This is a genomic window from Bradyrhizobium sp. JR4.3 (genome assembly GCF_040547695.1).
Classification (GTDB): domain Bacteria; phylum Pseudomonadota; class Alphaproteobacteria; order Rhizobiales; family Xanthobacteraceae; genus Bradyrhizobium; species Bradyrhizobium canariense.
Genome location: NZ_JBEPQF010000003.1, coordinates 302,476 through 319,732 on the forward strand (window position 1 = coordinate 302,476; position 17,257 = coordinate 319,732).

Sequence of the window (17,257 nt, forward strand, 5' to 3'; positions counted from 1 at the left end):
CCGTCAGCATCACCAATGCTGGCGGGGTTTTCAGTTTCACGGACAGCAAATTGGCAACGCAGCCCAATTGCTGCCAGCGGGGAGCGCCTAGGAGGCTAAAGTGCCGATATCCACGCTGCTGGCCCGTATCCGGAGGCTCGTTCCCAAATCCGGCGATCAGCATTACGACGAGATCGTCCGCAGTTTCGGTGTCGGCACGCTGCGCCCGCCATCGACGCCGATGAGCGACGGCGAACTGGCGCGGGCTATTGCCGAGTTCCTTAAGGAGCAGCCGTCGAGCGAGTCCGTAGGCGTCCTCGGCCGGCGGCTCGACCCCACCACCCCGCTTTGAGGCGCGGCGCCTTCTTGTCCGGGAACATGCGCTTCGCGCGCACGTTGGCGTAGCCTTCAGGGAGAAAAGAGGCCGACATGCCCGTTTGGCTCGAAGTCCTGCTCAACCTGTCCGGCTATGCCGGCTTCGTGGCGCTCGCCTCGCGGGGCACCGCCTGCCCAGGCAATTGCGCCGACCATCAGATCTCCGGCGAGGACCGTTAATTCGTGTGCGGTGGCTGGCCCGCCGTCCGCATCAGCCTGTCGGCTTTGACCGCGACACGCGTCTCCTCGAGCTGTGGCCGCAGCGAGACGCTGATCACCACGAAAGCCAGACAGAAGAGCGTGCCGACGATGGCAACGCGCCGATAGGTGTGGCGGTCGCCCTGATAAAAGCTCGGTTCTGAAAAAGGTGTCATAAATTCGTTCTTGGCAAAATTGCTTGTTGGCAAAGTCGTTTCCAGACGTCGCCAGACACACCTATCCCAAGCAGCGGCAAGCGCAACGCGATCGCGCTTTTAACCTAACCGAATAGGGTTATCGGCTTCGCGGCAAGCTTCCGTTAGGAGTTCGCGAAGCGTCTCCAGAAGTCGGCGAGCCGCCTCAAGCCGCGCGAAAGCCGAGGCTGCGGAGCTTCTGGCGATCCGCCATCCGGCATTGTTCCAGCTTCGCCCGCCTTTCGTTCTCGAAGAACGAATCGGAATCGCAGAAATCGACGCTAAGCAAGTCTCAACATTTCGTTTGCACACAAACGAGCGCAGTCGCCAACGATCGCGCACTCACATCGCGTCTTCGGATTTCGACCGCGGCGACACCTGCGGCACCGACGGCCTGCCTTTGCGCAAGCGCGGATGCCGATCATACCAAAACACTTTCGCGATCTCGGCGAACATCTCAAGAAACCAGCACGCATCCATGTCGTGTCTCCCTCGCCTCATCTCATCTCGTAGCGAGGACACGCGGGAGGGACCGTGCGAAGCATCACGCTGGCTTGGTTAGGAAGCGCGTGTCCCGCATCGACACAGAAGGCACGGCTTGTTCTGCATCCGATTCCATTTCGTTCGCAAGGAACGAATCGGAGTCGAGAAATCAGCGCAAAACGATTCCTAACGATCGGTGAAGGTGGGGAAGATGGCCCGTTATCATCAACGTAGTGCGACGCTCATCACGCCGCTCGCTTCGCCGTGTCCTTCCCCGACAGATCCTTCTCCGAAAAGCATTCCAGGATCTGGATGCGGAGTTCTTCCGCGGCCGGGCCGTCGAGTTTCCTGAGTTGATTCCAGAGCCTGATCACTTCGCGTTGTTTCTCGACAGTCATGGACACCTCCAAATCAATGTCGCTGCCAAACCAAAAGAGATGCCCCACTAGAACAAAATAAGAACAAAAAGTCCAGCCCTCCCCCCGAAATTCATTGGGCACATCGCCTCGAGCCTTCCGCGCGCCGGCGCGGTTGCTTTTTGGGTTTTCAACCTTAAGTTCGAGAACGCGGCCGGCGGCCAGGCGCTGAAATCCCATTGCCGCCAGCCAAGAAGACCCCGCGCGAAAGCGCGGGGTTTTTCTTTTGGGGAACGCGCCATCGCCCTCCCCGTTAGTCATTCCGGAGCGAGGGACCGTGACCAGAAAATTCTACGCCGTCGAGGTGGTGCGTCAGATCGAGGAGACCGTGGAGATCATGGTCGAAGCGCCGGACCGGACCGCCGCACATGATGCAGCGCTCGCGCACCTGAAGGCGCGCGGCTCCGAATATCAGTGGCTCAATCCCAAATGCGATCTCGTCGTCTGGCGCGAGCGCCAGGTCGATACGCCGGCAATCATCGACGTGTCCGTGTCGCCGGACTAGCGGCCGGAACGAATTTTCCCGGTCTGCGTTGTCAGGTCGAATTCAGTGGTGCTGGCGGCGCGTCGCGACGCGGCCGGCCAGCTTGAAGAACCCCGGTCCCTAAGCCCGGGGTTTTTCTTTGAGAGCGGTGGCCCGAACAGCAAAGCAGCCACCCGGGCGTTACGCCGGGTGGCTGCTTTGAGAACTGTCGACGCTCGCCTCTTAGACCAGCGCAGTCAGACCGGCAGATTGTCGGTCATGCCGGGCGGCACTTCGCCTTGCTTGGTCCGCTCGGCGAGAAGCTCCTTTTCGGCCTCGTACCAGAAGGTGTCCATCGTGCCCGCAGGCTCGCCGGCCTCCTTCCAGAGGTGATAGGCCCGATTTCGAATCTCTACTTCGCTGAGACCGGTCATGTGATTTCTCCCTCTCGGAAGCAAAGCCTGACGATCGCCCAGAGTTCCTTATTGGTTCAGCACAAGCAAGCGGTCATTGCAGCGCTCCGCGGCAGCACTCCACGAAAAGGAGCCGCCGCAACGAAAATGCGAACCCTTAGCGAGCCCTTAGACGGAGTCCTTGGCCACCTTCAGCGGCGAGGCCTTCACCGACTTGCTCGCCGGTTTCGCCGCGAACTGCATCGGCTCCTTGGTGAAGGGATTGACGCCCATGCGGGCTTCTGTCGCCGGCTTGTTCACCACCGACATCTTCACGAAGCCGGGAATGACGAACTCGCCGGACTCGTTGAGCTCCTTGTAGCCAACGGTCGCCATGTACTCGATGACCGACTTCACGTCGTTCTTCGACAGCTGCGTGCCCTCGGCAATTGCATCAATCAACTGAGTCTTGGTCATCTTCGCCATGTCTGAATTTCCTTCTGTGCGCGCGAGCAGGCTTTGCTCAGGACGCGGTCCAACCGCGCAACGCGCTTCTGATTCATGCCAACTTTCATGAAGTGACGGGGCTTAGAACCCATCGACGCCCAAAACGCAAGCAGGGGTTCTGCGGGGGGCCGGACGCCGTGGGAAAGATGCCGCAGCCTTCGCCGTTTTCGCGTTGAACCATTTTCTCCCGGAGGCGTCTAACTCTTTGAAGTCCCCAAGCTTCACCCCCATCAGAGAGCCCCGCTTCCCCCAGGCGGGGCTTTCGCCTTTTCGGGGACCTGGCCGCGCAAAGCCGATCAGGCTGGCCCCCGAGGTCTGCGCCCGGGCCACGCCGGTGACCGTCACAAGGCAGGTTCTCTTTTCCGGCCATCTCCTGCATAATGCGGCATGGCAAAAACAAAAGTGACCTTCAAAACCGTCCGCATTGCAGACAACGACTGGAAAATCCTGGCGGATTACCCGGACAGCGAACAGCGCGAAATCAAGGGCTTCACCAGCAAGGCAGACGCCGACGACTGGATCAACGGCGACCGCAAGATCGCGTGGCTCCGCTCCCAGGGATACGCCAAGTAAAGCGCGCATAAGTCACGCGTGTATCGCGTGACGCCCGTATGGGTACGAGGCGCGCTTCGTCCCTCCCCGCTCCAGATGTCCTTCCCGTGCCGGCGCATCGCCGAGCAGGCGGCAACGCCCGCGCGTCTATCGGCCTGACGGGGGCGCCTGGTCGATAAACCTGTGGCTGGGCATAGGCCGTTGAGACTTCAGTAACCTAACGCCTCCAAGCTCCTCTCAGTATCGTTGCGTTGGAGTACCCACAGTGCTGGATTTTAACGAGCTGCGTGAACTCGCGGCCGATGTTCGCGTGTTCGTCGAAATTGCCGAAGACAAGGCCGAAGCGCTTCGCGCCGTCATCACGGCTTATGACGTGGTGCTCGCGATCTTCCCGTCCGGAGAGGGCATGGGCCTCCACGTCATCAAGGGCGGCGAGATCCTGGACCAGATTGCAAAATCACGAACCCATGCGAGCTACAGCCACACGGCCATCGCGGTTCCCGATCTGGAGCATGCGGAAGTGCTCAAGCACCTGACGGGCCCGACCGACCAGCGGCTTGCGGCGTAGGGCGTTTTCAAGTTCGCGCGAAGAAAACGCGTCACAACAATCTGGAGCGGTTCTGAGTCAATCAGAACCGAAAGTATCCTCGTTGCAGACGAGAATTTTTGCACTCCGGAACACCTTGTTTTAGGAACACGGTTTCTGCGCTCCCGTTGGCCCACACAACCAACCAGGAGTTTGAGATGAAGAAGCTCATCATTGCGACCGCCGCCCTCGGCCTCATGTGCGGCTCCGCCTTTGCGCAGAACCAGACCGGCCCCGCCGCGCAGACCGACAACATTCAGAAGCCCGGTATGACCAACACGGACAAGGGCACGATGAGGAGCGGCACCACCGGCATGAGCCATGACGGCATGAGCAAGGGCGGAATGGTGAGGCCCGACGCCTCCGGCCAAGGCGGCTCCGGCCCCGGCAGCGACCAGGGCGGCACCAGGACCCGCAGCAACATGAAGTAAGCCGGTTTCCTGTACGGCTTGCTTCCCGGCCGCGTCGCTTCCCACAAGGCGGCGCGGCCATTTCATGACGCGGATCTTTTTGGAACCTGTCGCGAATGCACGCCTCACAATCGTGCGCGCACCGGAACGGTCAGGTCTCGCCGCGAGTTGCCCCATCTCCAGCAAGGGAGATCGTCATGAGCGTTGAAGGTAAAGTGAAGGAAGGCGCCGGATTCATCAAAGAGGAGATGAACGAACACGGCAAATCCCGCGAGAGCCAGAAGAAGGCTCAGGAAGGTCGTGACTTGCGCAACGAAGGCCGGATCGAAGACGGCAAGCCGCCAAAGACGACCAAGCCCGGCACCGGTCACTAGGGCGTTTCGCGCGAAGTGAATATCGGTTCGCGATAATTCCCTGGCCAGATTTTCGAGAACCGCCTCCGGCAATCGGGGGCGGTTTTTCGATTCACGCGCCGTCGCGTGCGGAGTATCGCATATGAACAAACATGTGGCTGGAAGCTCGACTGCGGCCATCCTTCGAGACGCCCGCCTGCGGCAGGCCCTCAGGACGAGGGATGAGTATGCGCCAGCATTTCAACGCGGATGGATGCAGCTGAGCCTCATCCTGAGGAGGCCGCGAAGCGGTCGCCTCGAAGGATGGGGCGCTCGCTCCAGCAGCCTTTCTATCGCATCAGCGCAACTGTTCCTTAATGGGTTTCTCGCCTAGATTGCGTATCAATAAGCGTGGCGGGGCTTTGTGCGGATCTTCGCGGGTGTACAGGCGATGCGCGGGGTCGCTGCGCTGTCGGTGGTCTGTGGACACGCAATCAGTGCGCGACCCGATATGGTCGGGCCGGAGCTCGCCGAGGGCGCGCTGACGATTCTCGCGAGCGGCGTCGACATCTTCTTCGTGATCTCCGGCTTCATCATCGCGACCACGGCGACGGCACAACACAACCCGCTGGATTTCGCTTTCAGACGGGCCCTCCGAATTTTTCCGCTCTATTGGCTGGTGTTGCTGGCGGCGTTTGTCAGCTCTTCCTGGATCGCGCTTGCGCCGGGCGACCGCCCCGCTCTCGACCTCGGAACCATCTTCGCATGGACATATCCGAATTGGTACCTCGGGCCGGCGTGGTCGCTGGCTTTCGAACTGCACTTCTATGTCGCCGTCGCGGTCGTCTTGGCGATCAAGCCGGACCGGCTGTTCGAGATCTTGTTCGCCGGATTCGGCCTGGTCATTCTTGCTCTCGTCTTCGGCCTTGAGTTCGGGATCTACTTTCATCCGCTGGTGCTGGAATTCGGTGCCGGCGTTGTCATCGCCTATCTCCAGAGAAGCGGACGATTGCGCTTTTCGCGCCACTTCCCAGCCGTTTCCGCGGGCCTGTTCGTGGCCGGCTGGTACTGGATTTTCGTGCACGGCGCGATCGACGCACAGTTCGCGCGCGTCCTGACCTATGGCGTAGGTGCGGGATTGCTGATCCATGCTGTGATCGCTGCCGAGACCGAAGGACGATCCTTCTCACCGGTCCTGCAATGGCTCGGCAAGATTTCGTACGCGCTGTATATCGTCCATTATCTGGTGGTGAAATGGATCGCCAGCTTTGACGGACTGTGGCGTCTGTCGATCGTCGGGACAATCATCGCCGGCATCCTGCTCTCCATCGGTCTCGCCGCCGCCTTGCACGTCGCCGTTGAGACACCGATCCTCGATTGGGGACGCAAGGCAAGTCGCAAGATAAGTGTGATGCGCAGACGCCGATCGCTGCCGGCCGTTCCTTGATCACTCCCGACGCTGAATCCGGGCAAGTGCGACCCTTGCTGCGTCATGAGCGAGTCACGAACAAATAAGGAACAAAAGGCGTCAGCCGGCATTGAACCTGAAAAGGAGAGATCGCCGTGACTGACAACAAGATGGCTGACAACACCGCGGACAACACCCAAAAGGATCCGAAGGATTGGGTCTCCGGCGACGACCCGATGACCGGTGCCCAGGAATCTTACCTCAAGACCCTCGCCGAGCAGGCCCACAAGGAGCTGCCCAAGAAGGATCTGACCAAGGCAGAGGCCTCAGAGCTAATCGATACGATGCGGCAGAAGGCCGGGCTCGAGAAGTAAATATCTGGCATCACCGTCATTGTCAGGTCACTTCGGCGAACCGCGAATTGCCAGCTTGAAGACCGTAAGGACGACGAAGGCGGGCGCCCCGTAAACGATGGCATTCACGGCCCAAGTGATGGCGACGCCCAGGAAAACGGAACTGCCGACAGCTCCCCAGAAAAGGTAAGCTGCGGATATGCCCGGCATCTCCCATGCCATCACGGCGATGGAGTAGTCGGTGAGCTGCTCCATGACGAGCAGCACCGTCGAAACGAGCGCCCCGATTGCCAAGGCGACGATGAGAACGGATTTCATGGTCTTCAAAGGCCCAACAGCCCAATCAGTATCGGAATCATGAAAAAGGCTGCCAGGCCGAGGAGACCTCCTACGGCAACCTTCACCCAACGCCGTTGGATCCTCGGCTCGAGCCATGTCGCCAGTTTGACCCAGAGCGCATACGCCCATCCAGCAACAATCGAGCGGATCAGTGCGAACAGAAGCTCGCCTAGAATATTGGCCATGGCGGTTAGTCGCGTCATCTCCGCGAGGAGTTCATCTGCCAACGGCTAAACAAGCCTGTCCACCCGTGAGTGAGGTGGCCAAATTCCGCGGTTTTGGATCACCGTTCTGAGGGCCCGGTTAGCGCTGTGGAGGTGCTTCGCGTGAAGGGGCTCGTCTTCTAGCGCTTGATCTTCTGCGCACTCCCGCTCTTGCACATAGCAAGACTATTCCAGCGGCGCGCAGTGGCATCGGCACCGTCACCGTTGAAACCGCCCTTCGCTTCCTCGGCTTTGCAGCAGGCTTGCGAGAAGCCAGCCTGCAGGCAGAGCGTCATGCTGCCCGCAGCCCTTGCCGTGTCCGGAGCCGCACACCACGGCGCCACGAGTGAAGCAACCAAAAGTGCCGTTCTAAAACGCATTGAATCCCCCAAGGTCGGACCGGGCGAGCAAAGAGGCCTCGCGCTCAGGTAATGCACAATCTTTGGGCGCGCCAAATTGAGCCGATTGTCACCGCAGTCTCCTCAAGCTCGCGTCTCCTCGCGTCCTTCGCCGCTTAGTCCTCATGTTGCGGAGCAAGGAAAGAGATTTAGAATCGCTTACGATTCTTGATGCCATGCGCCCGCCTCCGTGAAAGGCAGCCTAGCTTTTGCAAGCTGCCGTTCAATAGAGGTTCGAGGGCATGACAGGCGCTAGCGCTCCTACTTTGGCGGCGCTGCTACAGCCATGTCGTACCCAGCTGTATCTCCATAGGAGCCACTCGGTCCGAATTCCACTGGCCCCCAAACAGGGATCTTGGCACTACCACTGATCTTTTTCACTAGCGATATTTTATAGTGGCAGCCTACTGAGCCAGCCTTGTTTTCGAGCGCGTAGGCAAAGGTTGCGTATTTTTGCTCGCCGATACAATGATAGACGCCAACGCCTTCCGGAATAATCCGCTTCTTGAATCCTGTACATACAGCGTAGTTGTCGGGGTGAAGGTTAAACGTAATTCCATCAGAGCTGGTCTCGTTCAGCTCTTCTCTTGTCAGATCCCCCGAGAGGCCGATATCGAATATCGGAATTTTGAATCCCGCACCGAAAATACCGTTATTGGTCTGGCTGTCCTTCCAAGTGACAGCCATCTTTTTGTCGAGCGGCAGGTTCGCAGCTTGCAATTTCCTGCCGATCTTTCCTGCCTCACAACGCAGGGAATTGATCATGATGTCATCAGGAACGCCCTTGCCATTCTGCGCGAACACCGAACTGGCAAACGCAACCGAAAGCCCTCCTGAGAGTACCAAAATCCTCAAACCCATTGCCCCCTCCAATCAAAAAGAAGCACAATTTAGCGACACAGCCAACGGTTGTACAGAAGGTTTTAGACGTTCTTTTGAAGCAAATGCCTCTCGCTTCTGCTTCAGCGCCTTCATCTCCTCCCACATCCGACGAGGTACCGAGCCTCCAAAGCCTCTTGTATTACGGTGACAGTGTATTACGGTGACAGTGCACTCAAATAGCTGAGCTCATCCGTCCTCTGCCGCGGATGGCTTCGGCCCGCGCTTGGCTGGCTTGAGCACCCGCCCGGTCTGGCGCTCGACTCGGGCCATAAAGCGGTCGTCGCCGAGCGGGCGGCCGATGCTCTCCGCCGACCGCAGCGCGCCGAACAGATCCGCCTCCGGCTCGGCTGCCAGTAAATCGGCAAAGTTCGGGAAGCGATCGCGGACCGGCGCGAGCGCGGTGAGGCCATCGTCCCGCCCGCGCAAATGGGCGCGCGCACTCGACCACCGCCAATCCTGCGCCCGCTTCACCAGGCGCGCGCGCACAGGGTTGAGCGAGACATAGCGCAGCGCGGCCGCAAGATGATGCTCGTCCATCGCGACGGCGCCAAACCGGCCCTGCCAGAAATGGCCGGTGCGCTTGCGACGCGCCTGAACGGTGCCGGCATAGCTTCGATGCACGCGGGCCATCGCGCGGCGCAGACCGTCAGGATCGGACGGCACCAGCACCAGATGGACGTGGTTCGGCATCAGGCACCAGGCCCACACCTCGACATCGGCCGCCTGGCAATTCGCCGCGAGCAGATCGCGATAGAGCGCATAGTCGGCGTCGTCGAAGAACGTGCGCGCCCGGCCATTGCCGCGCTGGGTGACATGGTGGGGGTGACCGGGGATGACGACACGAGCAAGACGAGCCATGCCGCAATATGTGCTGAAAATCGCGCTACGTCAATTTAGTGCACTGTCACCGTAATTCCAAGGGAAATTCTCGCACAGCGATGATTTCTGGCATGACTGGAGACCGTATAGCCGCCAAACCCAAGAAATCTTAGCTTTTGCAACTCTGACTAAGTCGGCTAAAATCGGAAAGAGAGATAGCCCTCTTTGAAACCTGTAAGACTGCTCCAAAATGACTCGCTGGGAAGCTCTTGTTCGCTTCGACGACGAAATCCGAGATGCTGCGACGAAGCTCATGCCATTTGGCTCATTTTGGGTCGATAGACTCGGGCAGGCATTTTTTGCGTTGAACGAAGATCGAGCATATCTTGCCAACATCGTCAGCCGTTTGGTTGAAGAGGCCGCGTTTGAAGCGCGCGAAGCCGAAGAGGCAGCAGCGCTTAGTTGGCTAGCTGCCGTCACGCCGCTGCCCGACGGCCACGAGATCAGTAAGGATTGCCTCGCCGTTCTGATCGAACTGCGAGCTCGAGGCTACCAAATCGAGAGGCAGAGTATTGACATTGCGATTAGTCGCAGGGGCAGAGGCACGTCGTACGTTCGCTCGAACGACGAAATTCTTCGGCTCGGAGGCATTTTGCTCCGTGTGCCTCGAAACGGATGATCTGCTTGTTCTTTTTTCCCGGCGCCGTCCTTAACCGCCCTTTGAAGCTGGATGGCCTCTCGGACGTGCGCTCGCGTAGAACGCGTCGTCATACCGGCGTGGGGCTGCCATAGTGCATTGAATTTATTCGCCACCGTCGTCCTGCTAGCTGCGCTGGCTTCGGTTCACGCTCGGCTTGTTTTTACTTCAGAAACCGTTCCGCCCCTCACGCAGCCGTGCACCCGCCGGTGGCTTTGGCCCTGCCCCTCCCTCCACTTTCCTGCTATCCCCTCCCCGCCGTTCCGGCCCAAAGCAAAACCCCATCCGCCCAGGGAGCAACAACCATGCGATACCTCCACACCATGCTGCGCGTGCGCAATCTCGATGTCGCGTTGAAGTTTTACCAGGATGCGCTGGGGCTGAAGGAGGTGCGGCGGATCGAGAACGACAAGGGGCGTTTCACGCTGGTGTTCCTATGCTCGTCGGACGATCTCGAGGCGCTCAAGAAGCAGCCCTCGAGCCGCGGCGCGCCGCTGGTCGAGCTCACCTGGAATTGGGACGAGGAAAAATACGGCGAGGATCGCTTCTTCGGCCATCTCGCCTATGAGGTCGACGACATCTACGCCACCTGCGAGAAGCTGATGAAGGCCGGCGTCACCATCAACCGTCCGCCGCGCGACGGCAACATGGCCTTCGTCCGCTCGCCGGATCTGCACTCGATCGAGATCTTGCAGAAGGGCGACCCAAAGCCGCCGCAGGAGCCGTGGTCGTCGATGCCCAACACCGGCCATTGGTAGGCTCGCCGCTGGAACAAGCCCGTGCCGCCAGCGTTCTCTCTTCGACAATGCAATTGGAGGAGGACGCGATGGGACGCGGAATTTTGTTATGGATGCTCGGTGTGCCGATCCCGGTGATCATCTTGTTGTGGCTGTTCTTCGGCCGCTGATCGCCTGACCAGCTTGACCTTGCAATGAAAGCTCCGCCTCAGGCGGAGCTTTTTGCGTGCGGACCTTTTTGCATGAGAGGATCGGCGCAATCGCGCGTCGCTCGCCGCAGTGGATTCCGCTATCACCCGCGCTTGTCGGATGGAGCGCACGCGTCATCCGGGATTGATGCTGCCGAAGCACCCCGGATTGCGCTTCGCTCCATCCGGGCTACGACACCAAGAAAACCCCGGGGAGGATGATGTGCCGGACCAAAAGCTGACGATCTGGGGCCGCGCCAATTCGGTCAACGTGCAGAAAGTGCTGTGGTGCCTCACCGAGCTCGGCCTGGCTTACGAGCGCATCGACGCCGGCATGGCTTTCGGCAAGACCCGCGAGGCCGACTATCTCGCGATGAACCCCAATGCGCGGATCCCGACGCTGGTCGAGGGCGACTTCACGCTGTGGGAATCCAATTCGATCATGCGCTATCTCTGCCTTGCGCACGGGCGCTGCACGCAAATCTATCCCGAGGCGCCGAAGCTGCGCGCCAGCGTCGACCGCTGGCTCGACTGGACGCTGTCGATGGTGCAGCCGGTCGACCGTCCGGTGTTCTGGGGCCTCGTGCGCACGCCGCCCGCCGAGCGCGACATGATCCAGCTGCAGAAGAATGCCGATGCCGCCGCCGAGGTCTGGGCCATCGCCGACCGCCTGCTCTCCACGCGCCCGTTCATGGACGGCGATGCGTTCACGCTCGCCGACATCGCAGTTGGCGCCTATGCGCGGCGCTGGCTCGGCGTCGAAGGCATCACCCGGCCCGCGCAGCCGCATCTGACGCGCTGGCTCGCCGAACTCGGCAAACGGCCCGGTTTTGCGCAATTTGTGGCACCGCCGATGTCGTGAGCGGTGACGCGGCTTAAACTCCGTTGAGAGCACGATGAATCGGCACTTCGCCGCGCGCCGCCGGGAGGTGGCGGCTACTGTGCATGGGGTTGTTTTCGCGTTTTTTGTTAAGGCCAGCCGCGCTCGAACAGCAGCACGCAGAAAATCAGCACGAGCGTCACGGCCGCGGTGGCCAGCCGCGCGGTCCAACTCAGGCCGCGGCCGATCCACCACAGCAGCGCGCAATACATCACGAACGGGACGATGATCTCGGGCCGCATGATATCCGGCGGCATGAACGTCAGCGCCTGACCGTGGTCTCGATGCTGATCGAGCCGCCGATCTTCACGCAAGTGCCGGTGCTCTCGACCAGATGGAAGCCGCGGCCATAGGCGGCGCAGGAGCCCGCTTTCGCGCTCCCGCCGGCACCCTTGAGCGGCAAGGCCTTGCCGGCCTGTGGACGCTCCGCAGGCGGCAGACGCAAGGCTTCCGCCGCGGCCGCGGACATGGTCAGCAACGAGATCAGGATGAGGAGCGGCGCACGCATGCGGGCCGTTCTAGCCCGGACAGGCGCCGCGCGCCATCGGGGTCGATTCCCCGGGGATCAGATGAACTTGATGCCGGCCGATTTGCCGCGGCGCCACACCACCTGACAGCTCCGCCCGGTCCGCGCATCGCGTGCGAATGCCATCCGGATCACGCCCGGGAGCTGGCTCGCATCCTCGTCCAGCGTGATCTTGGCGCCCGTGGCGGAGATGTCCTGGACCAGGCATTGCCGCGCCGCGAACCCGCCGTCGAGTGTGATCCAGGCATGCTGCGACAGCGACTTGCGGGCTGCGCGCTTCTTGGGCGGTGGCATCGGCTCAAATTCTCCCAGTCCAGCGCTAGCTCAGGGAACCTAAGAAACCGTTGAATTCGCCCCCGACCGATCCGGGGTGGGAGGCTATCCACCGGTGCCAAAAGACCGTTCCCGAACGGCTTGCCCAGGGCGCCAAAGGCCATTATAGGTTCGCCCGCTGCAGCCGCAGGGCATGACTCGGGCGGCCAGCGGCCGTGCCGCGAAAAGCGGCGGGGCCCTGGGTTTGCTCCCTTCGTCTATCGGTTAGGACGCCACCCTTTCACGGTGGAGAGAGCGGTTCGATTCCGCTAGGGAGCGCCATCATCCGGCCGTTTGGATGACGCGGCGAAATCTGCCGCCCCGCATGAACCTGCCTGCCCCTCGCCTCCGACCAATGTCCTGACGGAACCGGATATGCAGGCCCATGGCGCAGCAGAAATCTCCCTCGGACGACCAGGCCGGGATTGCCTCGCCGGCGCCGCCGCCATGGATCCACCGCACGGCAGCCTACGCGCCGGAACGCCGCGCCAGAATGCTGGAGCACATGGCGCGCGCCAGATCGCTGCCTCGGGCCACGGCTGCGCCGTCGCATACGGCCGGCACGAACATTCTCGGTGACGCGTACGGCTACGCCGTGCTGTTCGGCATCATCGCGCTCCTGTTTCAATCGCGCGTTCCGCTCTACCTCGGCGCCTTCCTCTTCTTCAGCGATGGCGAGCGCATCGAACTCGCGCTTGGAAAGATCGGCATCCGCCTCGAGCCCGGCACGATCGGGCCCGACATCATCAAGGGCTTCGTGTCCCTGTTCGGATGGTTCGCGCTGCTGGCATCGTTGAAAGCGTCCGTCCCCGCGTCGCTCTCGACATGGATGCTGCCGGACGCATCATGGTCCTTCCTCGCCGGAATCGCTCTTTTGTTCGCCGTCATCGAAGCAGTCGCAACGCGCGCGATGCAGCATGCATTGCCGTGGTTCGGATTTGAGAGGAGACCGAGCAGCCTGGCCTGCGCGACGATCAAGCTCATCATGGCCATTGGCGTGCTGGCTCTGCTGGTGCTCCTCGGATGACGCGATCGTGAGGTCGCAGGCCTGATAATCGCGGCGCTATGCCGCCCGTTCCGATCGGCATGTTTACCAAAAATTTACCCCTGCTCGTGAGCGCCGGTATCATTTGCTTAGAATTTGATTGCTACCGTGGAACTACGGAAACCCTCCGAACCACGATTGGCGCCCATGTCCGTCGCAGAATTCCTCAGACAGCGTGCCGTGCAAGTCACCGTGAGTGGCAGCTACTCGCTGCCGCGTTGGTACGATTGCGAGGGCAAGCTCCGGACCTTCGCCTGCCGCACCAGCCGCGTCTCGCCGTTCCGCATGATGGTCGACGTTCCCGTGGTCGGCAAAGTCGGCGAGCGCGTGACCTCCTACTTCCAGGACTTTGGCGAATTCCAATGCACCATCAGCGCGACGCTGAAATCGGGCTTCCTGATGGAGCTCGACATGACGCGAGCCCGGCGCGCCTGGATGTCGGAAAAGCTGACCTGGCTCGAGAAGAAGCAGAAGGACGCCAGTGTCCAGGAGCTGCGGAATGACGCGCGCTTCGTTCCGCAGGTCGCGCACACCTTCCTGACGCTCGCCGACGGCAACACCCATGCCTGCTTCATCATCGACGTCTCCACGGCCGGAGTCGCCATATCCTGCGAATACGATCCGCCAGTGGGAACTCCGCTTGCGGTCGGCGCTTGTGTCGGGCGCGTGATTCGCAAATTCGAAAACGGCTTTGCTGTCAAATTCGCGGAAAAGCAGTCGCGGGACGACGTCGTCCGGCTGATCGTCCGCTCGCCCATGCTGCAATCGGCCTGATCCGCCGGCCTCGCCGCCCTATCGCAGCCCTATTTCGAGATAAGCTTTTGAAGGTCCGCGCCTCGTGCCGGGCATCATTTGCAGACTTGCGATCGGGGGACCGAATGGCAGTCGACAAGATCACGGTCGATAAGATCACCTGGGACAAGGTCGGCCGGGTCACCGAGCCGGGTCGCTACATGTACACCTTCGGCTGGCTCACCATCACCGCCGGCGATCTCGATATCTGGAAGCAATACCCGCAGGCAGCGTTCACGCTGATGGTGCAGCAATCCGAGCGGGACGCGTCCATCGGCGAGGAATTCCATCTCGGCGCCTTCGACGTGGCGCCCGACGCACCGCCGCCGTTCACCACGCATTGAGTCAAAGCGGGCTTGGGAGCGGCAGCCCTGCACGTGGTGCAGGCCGGGGAAGGAACGCGGTGGCATAGCGGTTGCTTTATCAATGCCATGACTCACATCCCCGCCGTCGACCAGGCCTTCCTGCTGTTGATCATCGTGCTCTGCCTTGGCACGTGCCTTATCCGCGCCTTCTGGGAGGTGGAGCAACTCCGGGCCCGCCGGACCGCGCCGCCATCCCGCGCGACCAGGCGTGACTAGGCCGTCGGCCGGACGTGCGTAGCCCGGACGGGGCAATCCCGGCTCTGGACTTGCCGCGGCGACACGTTCATCGTGAATCGAAGAAACCTGCACATTGCCTTGATCTGACTTACCAATCGCGATCCGATGACAGGCGCGCGACCGTTGTCAGGGATGACGAGGTGATTCTGTCATGCGATTGATTGCGCTCCATATTCTACACCTCGGCGACCGTCCTGATGAACGTAGGCTGTCACGCTTGTTAAGCGACGCGACAGCGAGCGCATGACACAAGGTCGCATCGGACAATGTGGATAAGCAGCTCAAGGGAACCTATTTTCGGCGCCGATGTACCTGATTGAAGCGTTACCCACCGTCATCGGAACGGCCGCCATCGCCCCGGCGCTGCTGATGCTGTGGCTTGTCATCGCCGCCGAGGAACGCCCGGGACCGCCGGCCCAGGTCTGGACCGCGTTCCTGCTCGGCGCGGCCAGCATTTCGCTGCTGGGCCTGGCCCGCGCCCCTTTCGCCAAAATGGTCGCGGCCCCGGACAACCCGTGGGCGGCGCTGGCCATGCATTCGATCTTCGGCGTCGCGCTGCCGGAGGAAGCGGTCAAGGTGATCGCCATCGTGCTGGTCGCCTCGACCAAGCGGCGGACATTCGCCAATCCGATGGACACCGTGGTCTATGGCGCCGCGGTCGGCCTGGGCTTCGCTGCCTACGAGAACCTCGCCTATCTCGTCCAGCACGCCGAGATGTGGCGCTCGCTGGCCGCCTTGCGCAGCGTGCTGACCGTGCCGTTCCACGGCGCACTCGGCATCATCGCCGGCGCCTATCTGACCATCGCGCGCGCCGGCACGGCGCTGGGTGCGAACCGCCATCATCGCGACTGGGCCCGTCTCTCCAGCCGGCTGCTGATCTTCGCAGGCCCGCTCGCCCTGCATTCGGCGTTCGACTTCCCGCTGCTCACACTCCAGCGCATGCCGGATCTCGATCCGACGCTGCGGATGTGGTTGGGCGGCGCGAGCCTGCTGATCGGCTTCAGCTCGATCGCCTTCGCCATCCGCCTGGTGCGGCGCGTCGCGCGCCATCACGCGCCCCGGACCGAGGTCGCGCGCGAGCGCCTCAGCCAGCTCCGCCGGATGTGGGCGCTGCTGCTCGCGGGCGGCGGCGTCGGCTTTCTCGGGCTCGCCTTCGTGCTGACCTCGATCCATCACTGGCTCATCAACCCCGAGCGCAATCTGACCCTGGCCCTGATCCCGATCGGCCTGGTCTCGATCCTGCTCGGCCTCGCACTTCTGATCGTCACGACCGCGATCTATGTTCTCGGGCGCAACCGCATCCGCACCAGCGGCGAAGGTTTTTCGTCGGCGCACGGCGGCGGCTGAGCCGCGGGATGGCAAGCGCGGTGTGCACGTACTAGACTGGATCGAGCACACACCTGTCGACCCGGAGCCCGCCCATGACATCGCCTGAGGATTTTTCCCGGCTGCAATCCGCCATGAGCCGGACGGTCAAGGCACATTGGAAGGCCTTCCTGTTCGAAGGCATCCTGCTTGCAGTGCTCGGCGTTGCCGCGTTGATCCTGCCGCCGCTCGCAAGCCTTGCGATTGCGATCTTCCTCGGCTGGATGTTCCTGATCAGCGGCATCGGCGGATTGATCGCCACCTATTGGGCGCGCAGCACGCCGGGCTTCTGGTGGTCGCTGATCTCGGCCGCGCTCGCGGTGCTCGCAGGCATGCTGCTGCTGGCGCGACCGGTGCAGGCCGTGCTGACGCTGACCATCGTGCTCGGCGCCTATTTCCTCGCCGAGGGCATCGCCACCATCATGTACGCGCTGGAGCATCGCCGCGAGCCGGGCGGCCGCTGGTCGTGGCTCCTGATCTCGGGCCTCGTCGACATCGCGATCTCGTTCATGGTGATCACGGGATTGCCGAGCTCGGCCGAATGGGCGATCGGCATCCTCGTCGGGATCAACTTGCTGTTCGGTGGCGCCACGCTGATCGGCATGGCGCTGGCGGCGCGCAAAAGCAACAGTTGAGGCGCCCCGTGACCCTCACCTCGCTTAGGGGGTGACAACCCGCCGATCGCGCGCTATATGACTGGCCATGATCACCGTCACCACCAGCTTTTATTGGTATTTTAGCTACGACAGCTCGCTGGCGGTGGGAGGATCACGCTCAATCTGACAAATTGCAGCATCTAGTCCGAACAGCCGCCAGACCTGGCG

At 61.6% G+C, this 17,257-nt stretch carries 29 protein-coding genes and 1 tRNA gene; 18 read left to right on the plus strand and 12 right to left on the minus strand.

The window, feature by feature from the left end; all coding sequences use genetic code 11:
* Positions 1-100 precede the first annotated feature (100 nt).
* On the plus strand, positions 101-331 hold the full coding sequence (locus tag ABIB91_RS07365) for a hypothetical protein (protein WP_007591360.1): 231 nt from the start codon (positions 101-103) through the stop codon (positions 329-331).
* A 77-nt stretch (positions 332-408) separates the two neighbouring features.
* Positions 409-534 carry a hypothetical protein gene (locus tag ABIB91_RS07370; protein WP_007591362.1) on the plus strand — a complete coding sequence of 42 codons (126 nt, stop codon included), beginning with the start codon at positions 409-411 and terminating at the stop codon, positions 532-534.
* Here the strand turns inward: ABIB91_RS07370 and ABIB91_RS07375 are convergent.
* Positions 531-728: a hypothetical protein gene (locus ABIB91_RS07375; protein ID WP_007591364.1), complete on the minus strand. Its 198-nt coding sequence runs from the start codon at positions 726-728 to the stop codon at positions 531-533. The two genes, ABIB91_RS07370 and ABIB91_RS07375, sit on opposite strands and share 4 nt — an antisense overlap.
* 746 nt (positions 729-1,474) lie before the next feature.
* Positions 1,475-1,906: a hypothetical protein gene (locus ABIB91_RS07380; RefSeq protein WP_354160967.1), complete on the minus strand. Its 432-nt coding sequence runs from the start codon at positions 1,904-1,906 to the stop codon at positions 1,475-1,477.
* A gap of 16 nt (positions 1,907-1,922) precedes the next feature.
* Between ABIB91_RS07380 and ABIB91_RS07385 the strand changes: the two genes are divergently transcribed.
* Positions 1,923-2,150 carry a hypothetical protein gene (locus ABIB91_RS07385; RefSeq protein ID WP_007591369.1) on the plus strand — a complete coding sequence of 76 codons (228 nt, stop codon included), beginning with the start codon at positions 1,923-1,925 and terminating at the stop codon, positions 2,148-2,150.
* Positions 2,151-2,365: 215 nt separating this feature from the next.
* Here ABIB91_RS07385 and ABIB91_RS07390 read toward each other — a convergent pair whose 3' ends face one another.
* Positions 2,366-2,542 (minus strand): DUF2934 domain-containing protein, encoded by a 177-nt coding sequence (locus ABIB91_RS07390; RefSeq protein ID WP_106943511.1) that lies wholly within the window; start codon positions 2,540-2,542, stop codon positions 2,366-2,368.
* Positions 2,543-2,689: 147 nt separating this feature from the next.
* Positions 2,690-2,986: an HU family DNA-binding protein gene (locus ABIB91_RS07395; RefSeq protein ID WP_007591377.1), complete on the minus strand. Its 297-nt coding sequence runs from the start codon at positions 2,984-2,986 to the stop codon at positions 2,690-2,692.
* 408 nt (positions 2,987-3,394) lie between these two features.
* Between ABIB91_RS07395 and ABIB91_RS07400 the strand changes: the two genes are divergently transcribed.
* The 6 genes from ABIB91_RS07400 (at position 3,395) to ABIB91_RS07425 (ending at position 6,669) form a co-directional block, all read left to right on the plus strand.
* Entirely contained in the window at positions 3,395-3,580 is a 186-nt protein-coding gene (locus ABIB91_RS07400) for a hypothetical protein (RefSeq protein ID WP_007591378.1), read from the plus strand.
* A 244-nt stretch (positions 3,581-3,824) separates the two neighbouring features.
* Positions 3,825-4,127 carry a hypothetical protein gene (locus ABIB91_RS07405; RefSeq protein ID WP_007591380.1) on the plus strand — a complete coding sequence of 101 codons (303 nt, stop codon included), beginning with the start codon at positions 3,825-3,827 and terminating at the stop codon, positions 4,125-4,127.
* Positions 4,128-4,303: 176 nt separating this feature from the next.
* Positions 4,304-4,576, plus strand: a complete 273-nt coding sequence (locus tag ABIB91_RS07410; protein WP_354160600.1) for a hypothetical protein — start codon at positions 4,304-4,306, stop codon at positions 4,574-4,576.
* 176 nt (positions 4,577-4,752) lie between these two features.
* A complete protein-coding gene (locus ABIB91_RS07415) occupies positions 4,753-4,929 on the plus strand; it encodes a hypothetical protein (protein ID WP_007591393.1) in 177 nt (58 codons plus the stop codon).
* Between the two features lie 382 nt (positions 4,930-5,311).
* Entirely contained in the window at positions 5,312-6,334 is a 1,023-nt protein-coding gene (locus ABIB91_RS07420) for an acyltransferase family protein (RefSeq protein WP_354160598.1), read from the plus strand.
* Positions 6,335-6,465: 131 nt separating this feature from the next.
* The gene (locus tag ABIB91_RS07425; RefSeq protein ID WP_354160953.1) at positions 6,466-6,669 is read left to right on the plus strand and encodes a DUF3072 domain-containing protein; all 204 of its coding nucleotides are present in this window, start codon (positions 6,466-6,468) and stop codon (positions 6,667-6,669) included.
* 27 nt (positions 6,670-6,696) lie between these two features.
* Here ABIB91_RS07425 and ABIB91_RS07430 read toward each other — a convergent pair whose 3' ends face one another.
* The 5 genes from ABIB91_RS07430 to ABIB91_RS07450 form a co-directional block, all read right to left on the minus strand.
* Entirely contained in the window at positions 6,697-6,966 is a 270-nt protein-coding gene (locus ABIB91_RS07430; RefSeq protein WP_354160596.1) for a hypothetical protein, read from the minus strand.
* A gap of 5 nt (positions 6,967-6,971) precedes the next feature.
* Entirely contained in the window at positions 6,972-7,214 is a 243-nt protein-coding gene (locus tag ABIB91_RS07435) for a hypothetical protein (protein ID WP_354160594.1), read from the minus strand.
* Between the two features lie 116 nt (positions 7,215-7,330).
* Positions 7,331-7,570, minus strand: a complete 240-nt coding sequence (locus ABIB91_RS07440) for a hypothetical protein (protein ID WP_354160592.1) — start codon at positions 7,568-7,570, stop codon at positions 7,331-7,333.
* 279 nt (positions 7,571-7,849) lie between these two features.
* Positions 7,850-8,449 (minus strand): hypothetical protein, encoded by a 600-nt coding sequence (locus ABIB91_RS07445; RefSeq protein ID WP_354160590.1) that lies wholly within the window; start codon positions 8,447-8,449, stop codon positions 7,850-7,852.
* A 207-nt stretch (positions 8,450-8,656) separates the two neighbouring features.
* A complete protein-coding gene (locus tag ABIB91_RS07450; RefSeq protein WP_354160588.1) occupies positions 8,657-9,328 on the minus strand; it encodes an REP-associated tyrosine transposase in 672 nt (223 codons plus the stop codon).
* A 211-nt stretch (positions 9,329-9,539) separates the two neighbouring features.
* Between ABIB91_RS07450 and ABIB91_RS07455 the strand changes: the two genes are divergently transcribed.
* The 3 genes from ABIB91_RS07455 (at position 9,540) to ABIB91_RS07465 (ending at position 11,773) form a co-directional block, all read left to right on the plus strand.
* A complete protein-coding gene (locus tag ABIB91_RS07455; protein WP_354160586.1) occupies positions 9,540-9,968 on the plus strand; it encodes a hypothetical protein in 429 nt (142 codons plus the stop codon).
* A 323-nt stretch (positions 9,969-10,291) separates the two neighbouring features.
* Positions 10,292-10,744 carry a VOC family protein gene (locus ABIB91_RS07460; protein ID WP_354160584.1) on the plus strand — a complete coding sequence of 151 codons (453 nt, stop codon included), beginning with the start codon at positions 10,292-10,294 and terminating at the stop codon, positions 10,742-10,744.
* A 390-nt stretch (positions 10,745-11,134) separates the two neighbouring features.
* Positions 11,135-11,773 (plus strand): glutathione S-transferase family protein, encoded by a 639-nt coding sequence (locus ABIB91_RS07465; RefSeq protein WP_354160580.1) that lies wholly within the window; start codon positions 11,135-11,137, stop codon positions 11,771-11,773.
* 107 nt (positions 11,774-11,880) lie between these two features.
* Here the strand turns inward: ABIB91_RS07465 and ABIB91_RS07470 are convergent, their stop codons facing one another.
* The 3 genes from ABIB91_RS07470 to ABIB91_RS07480 are packed head-to-tail and all read right to left on the minus strand — an operon-like array spanning position 11,881 to position 12,611.
* Positions 11,881-12,048: a hypothetical protein gene (locus ABIB91_RS07470; protein ID WP_155809976.1), complete on the minus strand. Its 168-nt coding sequence runs from the start codon at positions 12,046-12,048 to the stop codon at positions 11,881-11,883.
* Positions 12,049-12,053: 5 nt separating this feature from the next.
* Complete coding sequence (locus ABIB91_RS07475; RefSeq protein ID WP_354160578.1) at positions 12,054-12,299, minus strand: hypothetical protein; 246 nt, start codon at positions 12,297-12,299, stop codon at positions 12,054-12,056.
* A gap of 57 nt (positions 12,300-12,356) precedes the next feature.
* Positions 12,357-12,611, minus strand: coding sequence for a PilZ domain-containing protein (locus tag ABIB91_RS07480; protein ID WP_007591415.1), 255 nt, complete (start codon positions 12,609-12,611; stop codon positions 12,357-12,359).
* Positions 12,612-12,836: 225 nt separating this feature from the next.
* Between ABIB91_RS07480 and ABIB91_RS07485 the strand changes: the two genes are divergently transcribed.
* From ABIB91_RS07485 to ABIB91_RS07510, 6 genes are all read left to right on the plus strand, one after another.
* A tRNA-Glu gene (locus ABIB91_RS07485) sits at positions 12,837-12,911 on the plus strand.
* Positions 12,912-13,014: 103 nt separating this feature from the next.
* Positions 13,015-13,656, plus strand: a complete 642-nt coding sequence (locus ABIB91_RS07490) for a hypothetical protein (RefSeq protein WP_354160575.1) — start codon at positions 13,015-13,017, stop codon at positions 13,654-13,656.
* 165 nt (positions 13,657-13,821) lie between these two features.
* A complete protein-coding gene (locus tag ABIB91_RS07495; RefSeq protein WP_007591418.1) occupies positions 13,822-14,448 on the plus strand; it encodes a pilus assembly protein PilZ in 627 nt (208 codons plus the stop codon).
* A gap of 104 nt (positions 14,449-14,552) precedes the next feature.
* A complete protein-coding gene (locus tag ABIB91_RS07500) occupies positions 14,553-14,810 on the plus strand; it encodes a hypothetical protein (RefSeq protein ID WP_354160573.1) in 258 nt (85 codons plus the stop codon).
* Positions 14,811-15,374: 564 nt separating this feature from the next.
* Positions 15,375-16,415, plus strand: coding sequence for a PrsW family glutamic-type intramembrane protease (locus ABIB91_RS07505; RefSeq protein ID WP_007591420.1), 1,041 nt, complete (start codon positions 15,375-15,377; stop codon positions 16,413-16,415).
* Between the two features lie 74 nt (positions 16,416-16,489).
* Complete coding sequence (locus ABIB91_RS07510) at positions 16,490-17,068, plus strand: HdeD family acid-resistance protein (protein ID WP_354160570.1); 579 nt, start codon at positions 16,490-16,492, stop codon at positions 17,066-17,068.
* Positions 17,069-17,257: the final 189 nt, after the last annotated feature.

Coding starts and splice junctions, on each gene's coding strand:
- ABIB91_RS07370 (WP_007591362.1), top strand. CDS start 409: ATGCCCGTTTGGCTCGAAGTCCTGCTCAACCTGTCCGGCTATGCCGGC.
- ABIB91_RS07375 (WP_007591364.1), bottom strand. CDS start 728: ATGACACCTTTTTCAGAACCGAGCTTTTATCAGGGCGACCGCCACACC.
- ABIB91_RS07380 (WP_354160967.1), bottom strand. CDS start 1,906: ATGACTAACGGGGAGGGCGATGGCGCGTTCCCCAAAAGAAAAACCCCG.
- ABIB91_RS07390 (WP_106943511.1), bottom strand. CDS start 2,542: ATGACCGGTCTCAGCGAAGTAGAGATTCGAAATCGGGCCTATCACCTC.
- ABIB91_RS07395 (WP_007591377.1), bottom strand. CDS start 2,986: ATGGCGAAGATGACCAAGACTCAGTTGATTGATGCAATTGCCGAGGGC.
- ABIB91_RS07400 (WP_007591378.1), top strand. CDS start 3,395: ATGGCAAAAACAAAAGTGACCTTCAAAACCGTCCGCATTGCAGACAAC.
- ABIB91_RS07410 (WP_354160600.1), top strand. CDS start 4,304: ATGAAGAAGCTCATCATTGCGACCGCCGCCCTCGGCCTCATGTGCGGC.
- ABIB91_RS07415 (WP_007591393.1), top strand. CDS start 4,753: ATGAGCGTTGAAGGTAAAGTGAAGGAAGGCGCCGGATTCATCAAAGAG.
- ABIB91_RS07425 (WP_354160953.1), top strand. CDS start 6,466: ATGGCTGACAACACCGCGGACAACACCCAAAAGGATCCGAAGGATTGG.
- ABIB91_RS07430 (WP_354160596.1), bottom strand. CDS start 6,966: ATGAAATCCGTTCTCATCGTCGCCTTGGCAATCGGGGCGCTCGTTTCG.
- ABIB91_RS07440 (WP_354160592.1), bottom strand. CDS start 7,570: ATGCGTTTTAGAACGGCACTTTTGGTTGCTTCACTCGTGGCGCCGTGG.
- ABIB91_RS07445 (WP_354160590.1), bottom strand. CDS start 8,449: ATGGGTTTGAGGATTTTGGTACTCTCAGGAGGGCTTTCGGTTGCGTTT.
- ABIB91_RS07450 (WP_354160588.1), bottom strand. CDS start 9,328: ATGGCTCGTCTTGCTCGTGTCGTCATCCCCGGTCACCCCCACCATGTC.
- ABIB91_RS07455 (WP_354160586.1), top strand. CDS start 9,540: ATGACTCGCTGGGAAGCTCTTGTTCGCTTCGACGACGAAATCCGAGAT.
- ABIB91_RS07460 (WP_354160584.1), top strand. CDS start 10,292: ATGCGATACCTCCACACCATGCTGCGCGTGCGCAATCTCGATGTCGCG.
- ABIB91_RS07470 (WP_155809976.1), bottom strand. CDS start 12,048: ATGCCGCCGGATATCATGCGGCCCGAGATCATCGTCCCGTTCGTGATG.
- ABIB91_RS07475 (WP_354160578.1), bottom strand. CDS start 12,299: ATGCGTGCGCCGCTCCTCATCCTGATCTCGTTGCTGACCATGTCCGCG.
- ABIB91_RS07480 (WP_007591415.1), bottom strand. CDS start 12,611: ATGCCACCGCCCAAGAAGCGCGCAGCCCGCAAGTCGCTGTCGCAGCAT.
- ABIB91_RS07490 (WP_354160575.1), top strand. CDS start 13,015: ATGGCGCAGCAGAAATCTCCCTCGGACGACCAGGCCGGGATTGCCTCG.
- ABIB91_RS07495 (WP_007591418.1), top strand. CDS start 13,822: ATGTCCGTCGCAGAATTCCTCAGACAGCGTGCCGTGCAAGTCACCGTG.
- ABIB91_RS07500 (WP_354160573.1), top strand. CDS start 14,553: ATGGCAGTCGACAAGATCACGGTCGATAAGATCACCTGGGACAAGGTC.
- ABIB91_RS07505 (WP_007591420.1), top strand. CDS start 15,375: ATGTACCTGATTGAAGCGTTACCCACCGTCATCGGAACGGCCGCCATC.
- ABIB91_RS07510 (WP_354160570.1), top strand. CDS start 16,490: ATGACATCGCCTGAGGATTTTTCCCGGCTGCAATCCGCCATGAGCCGG.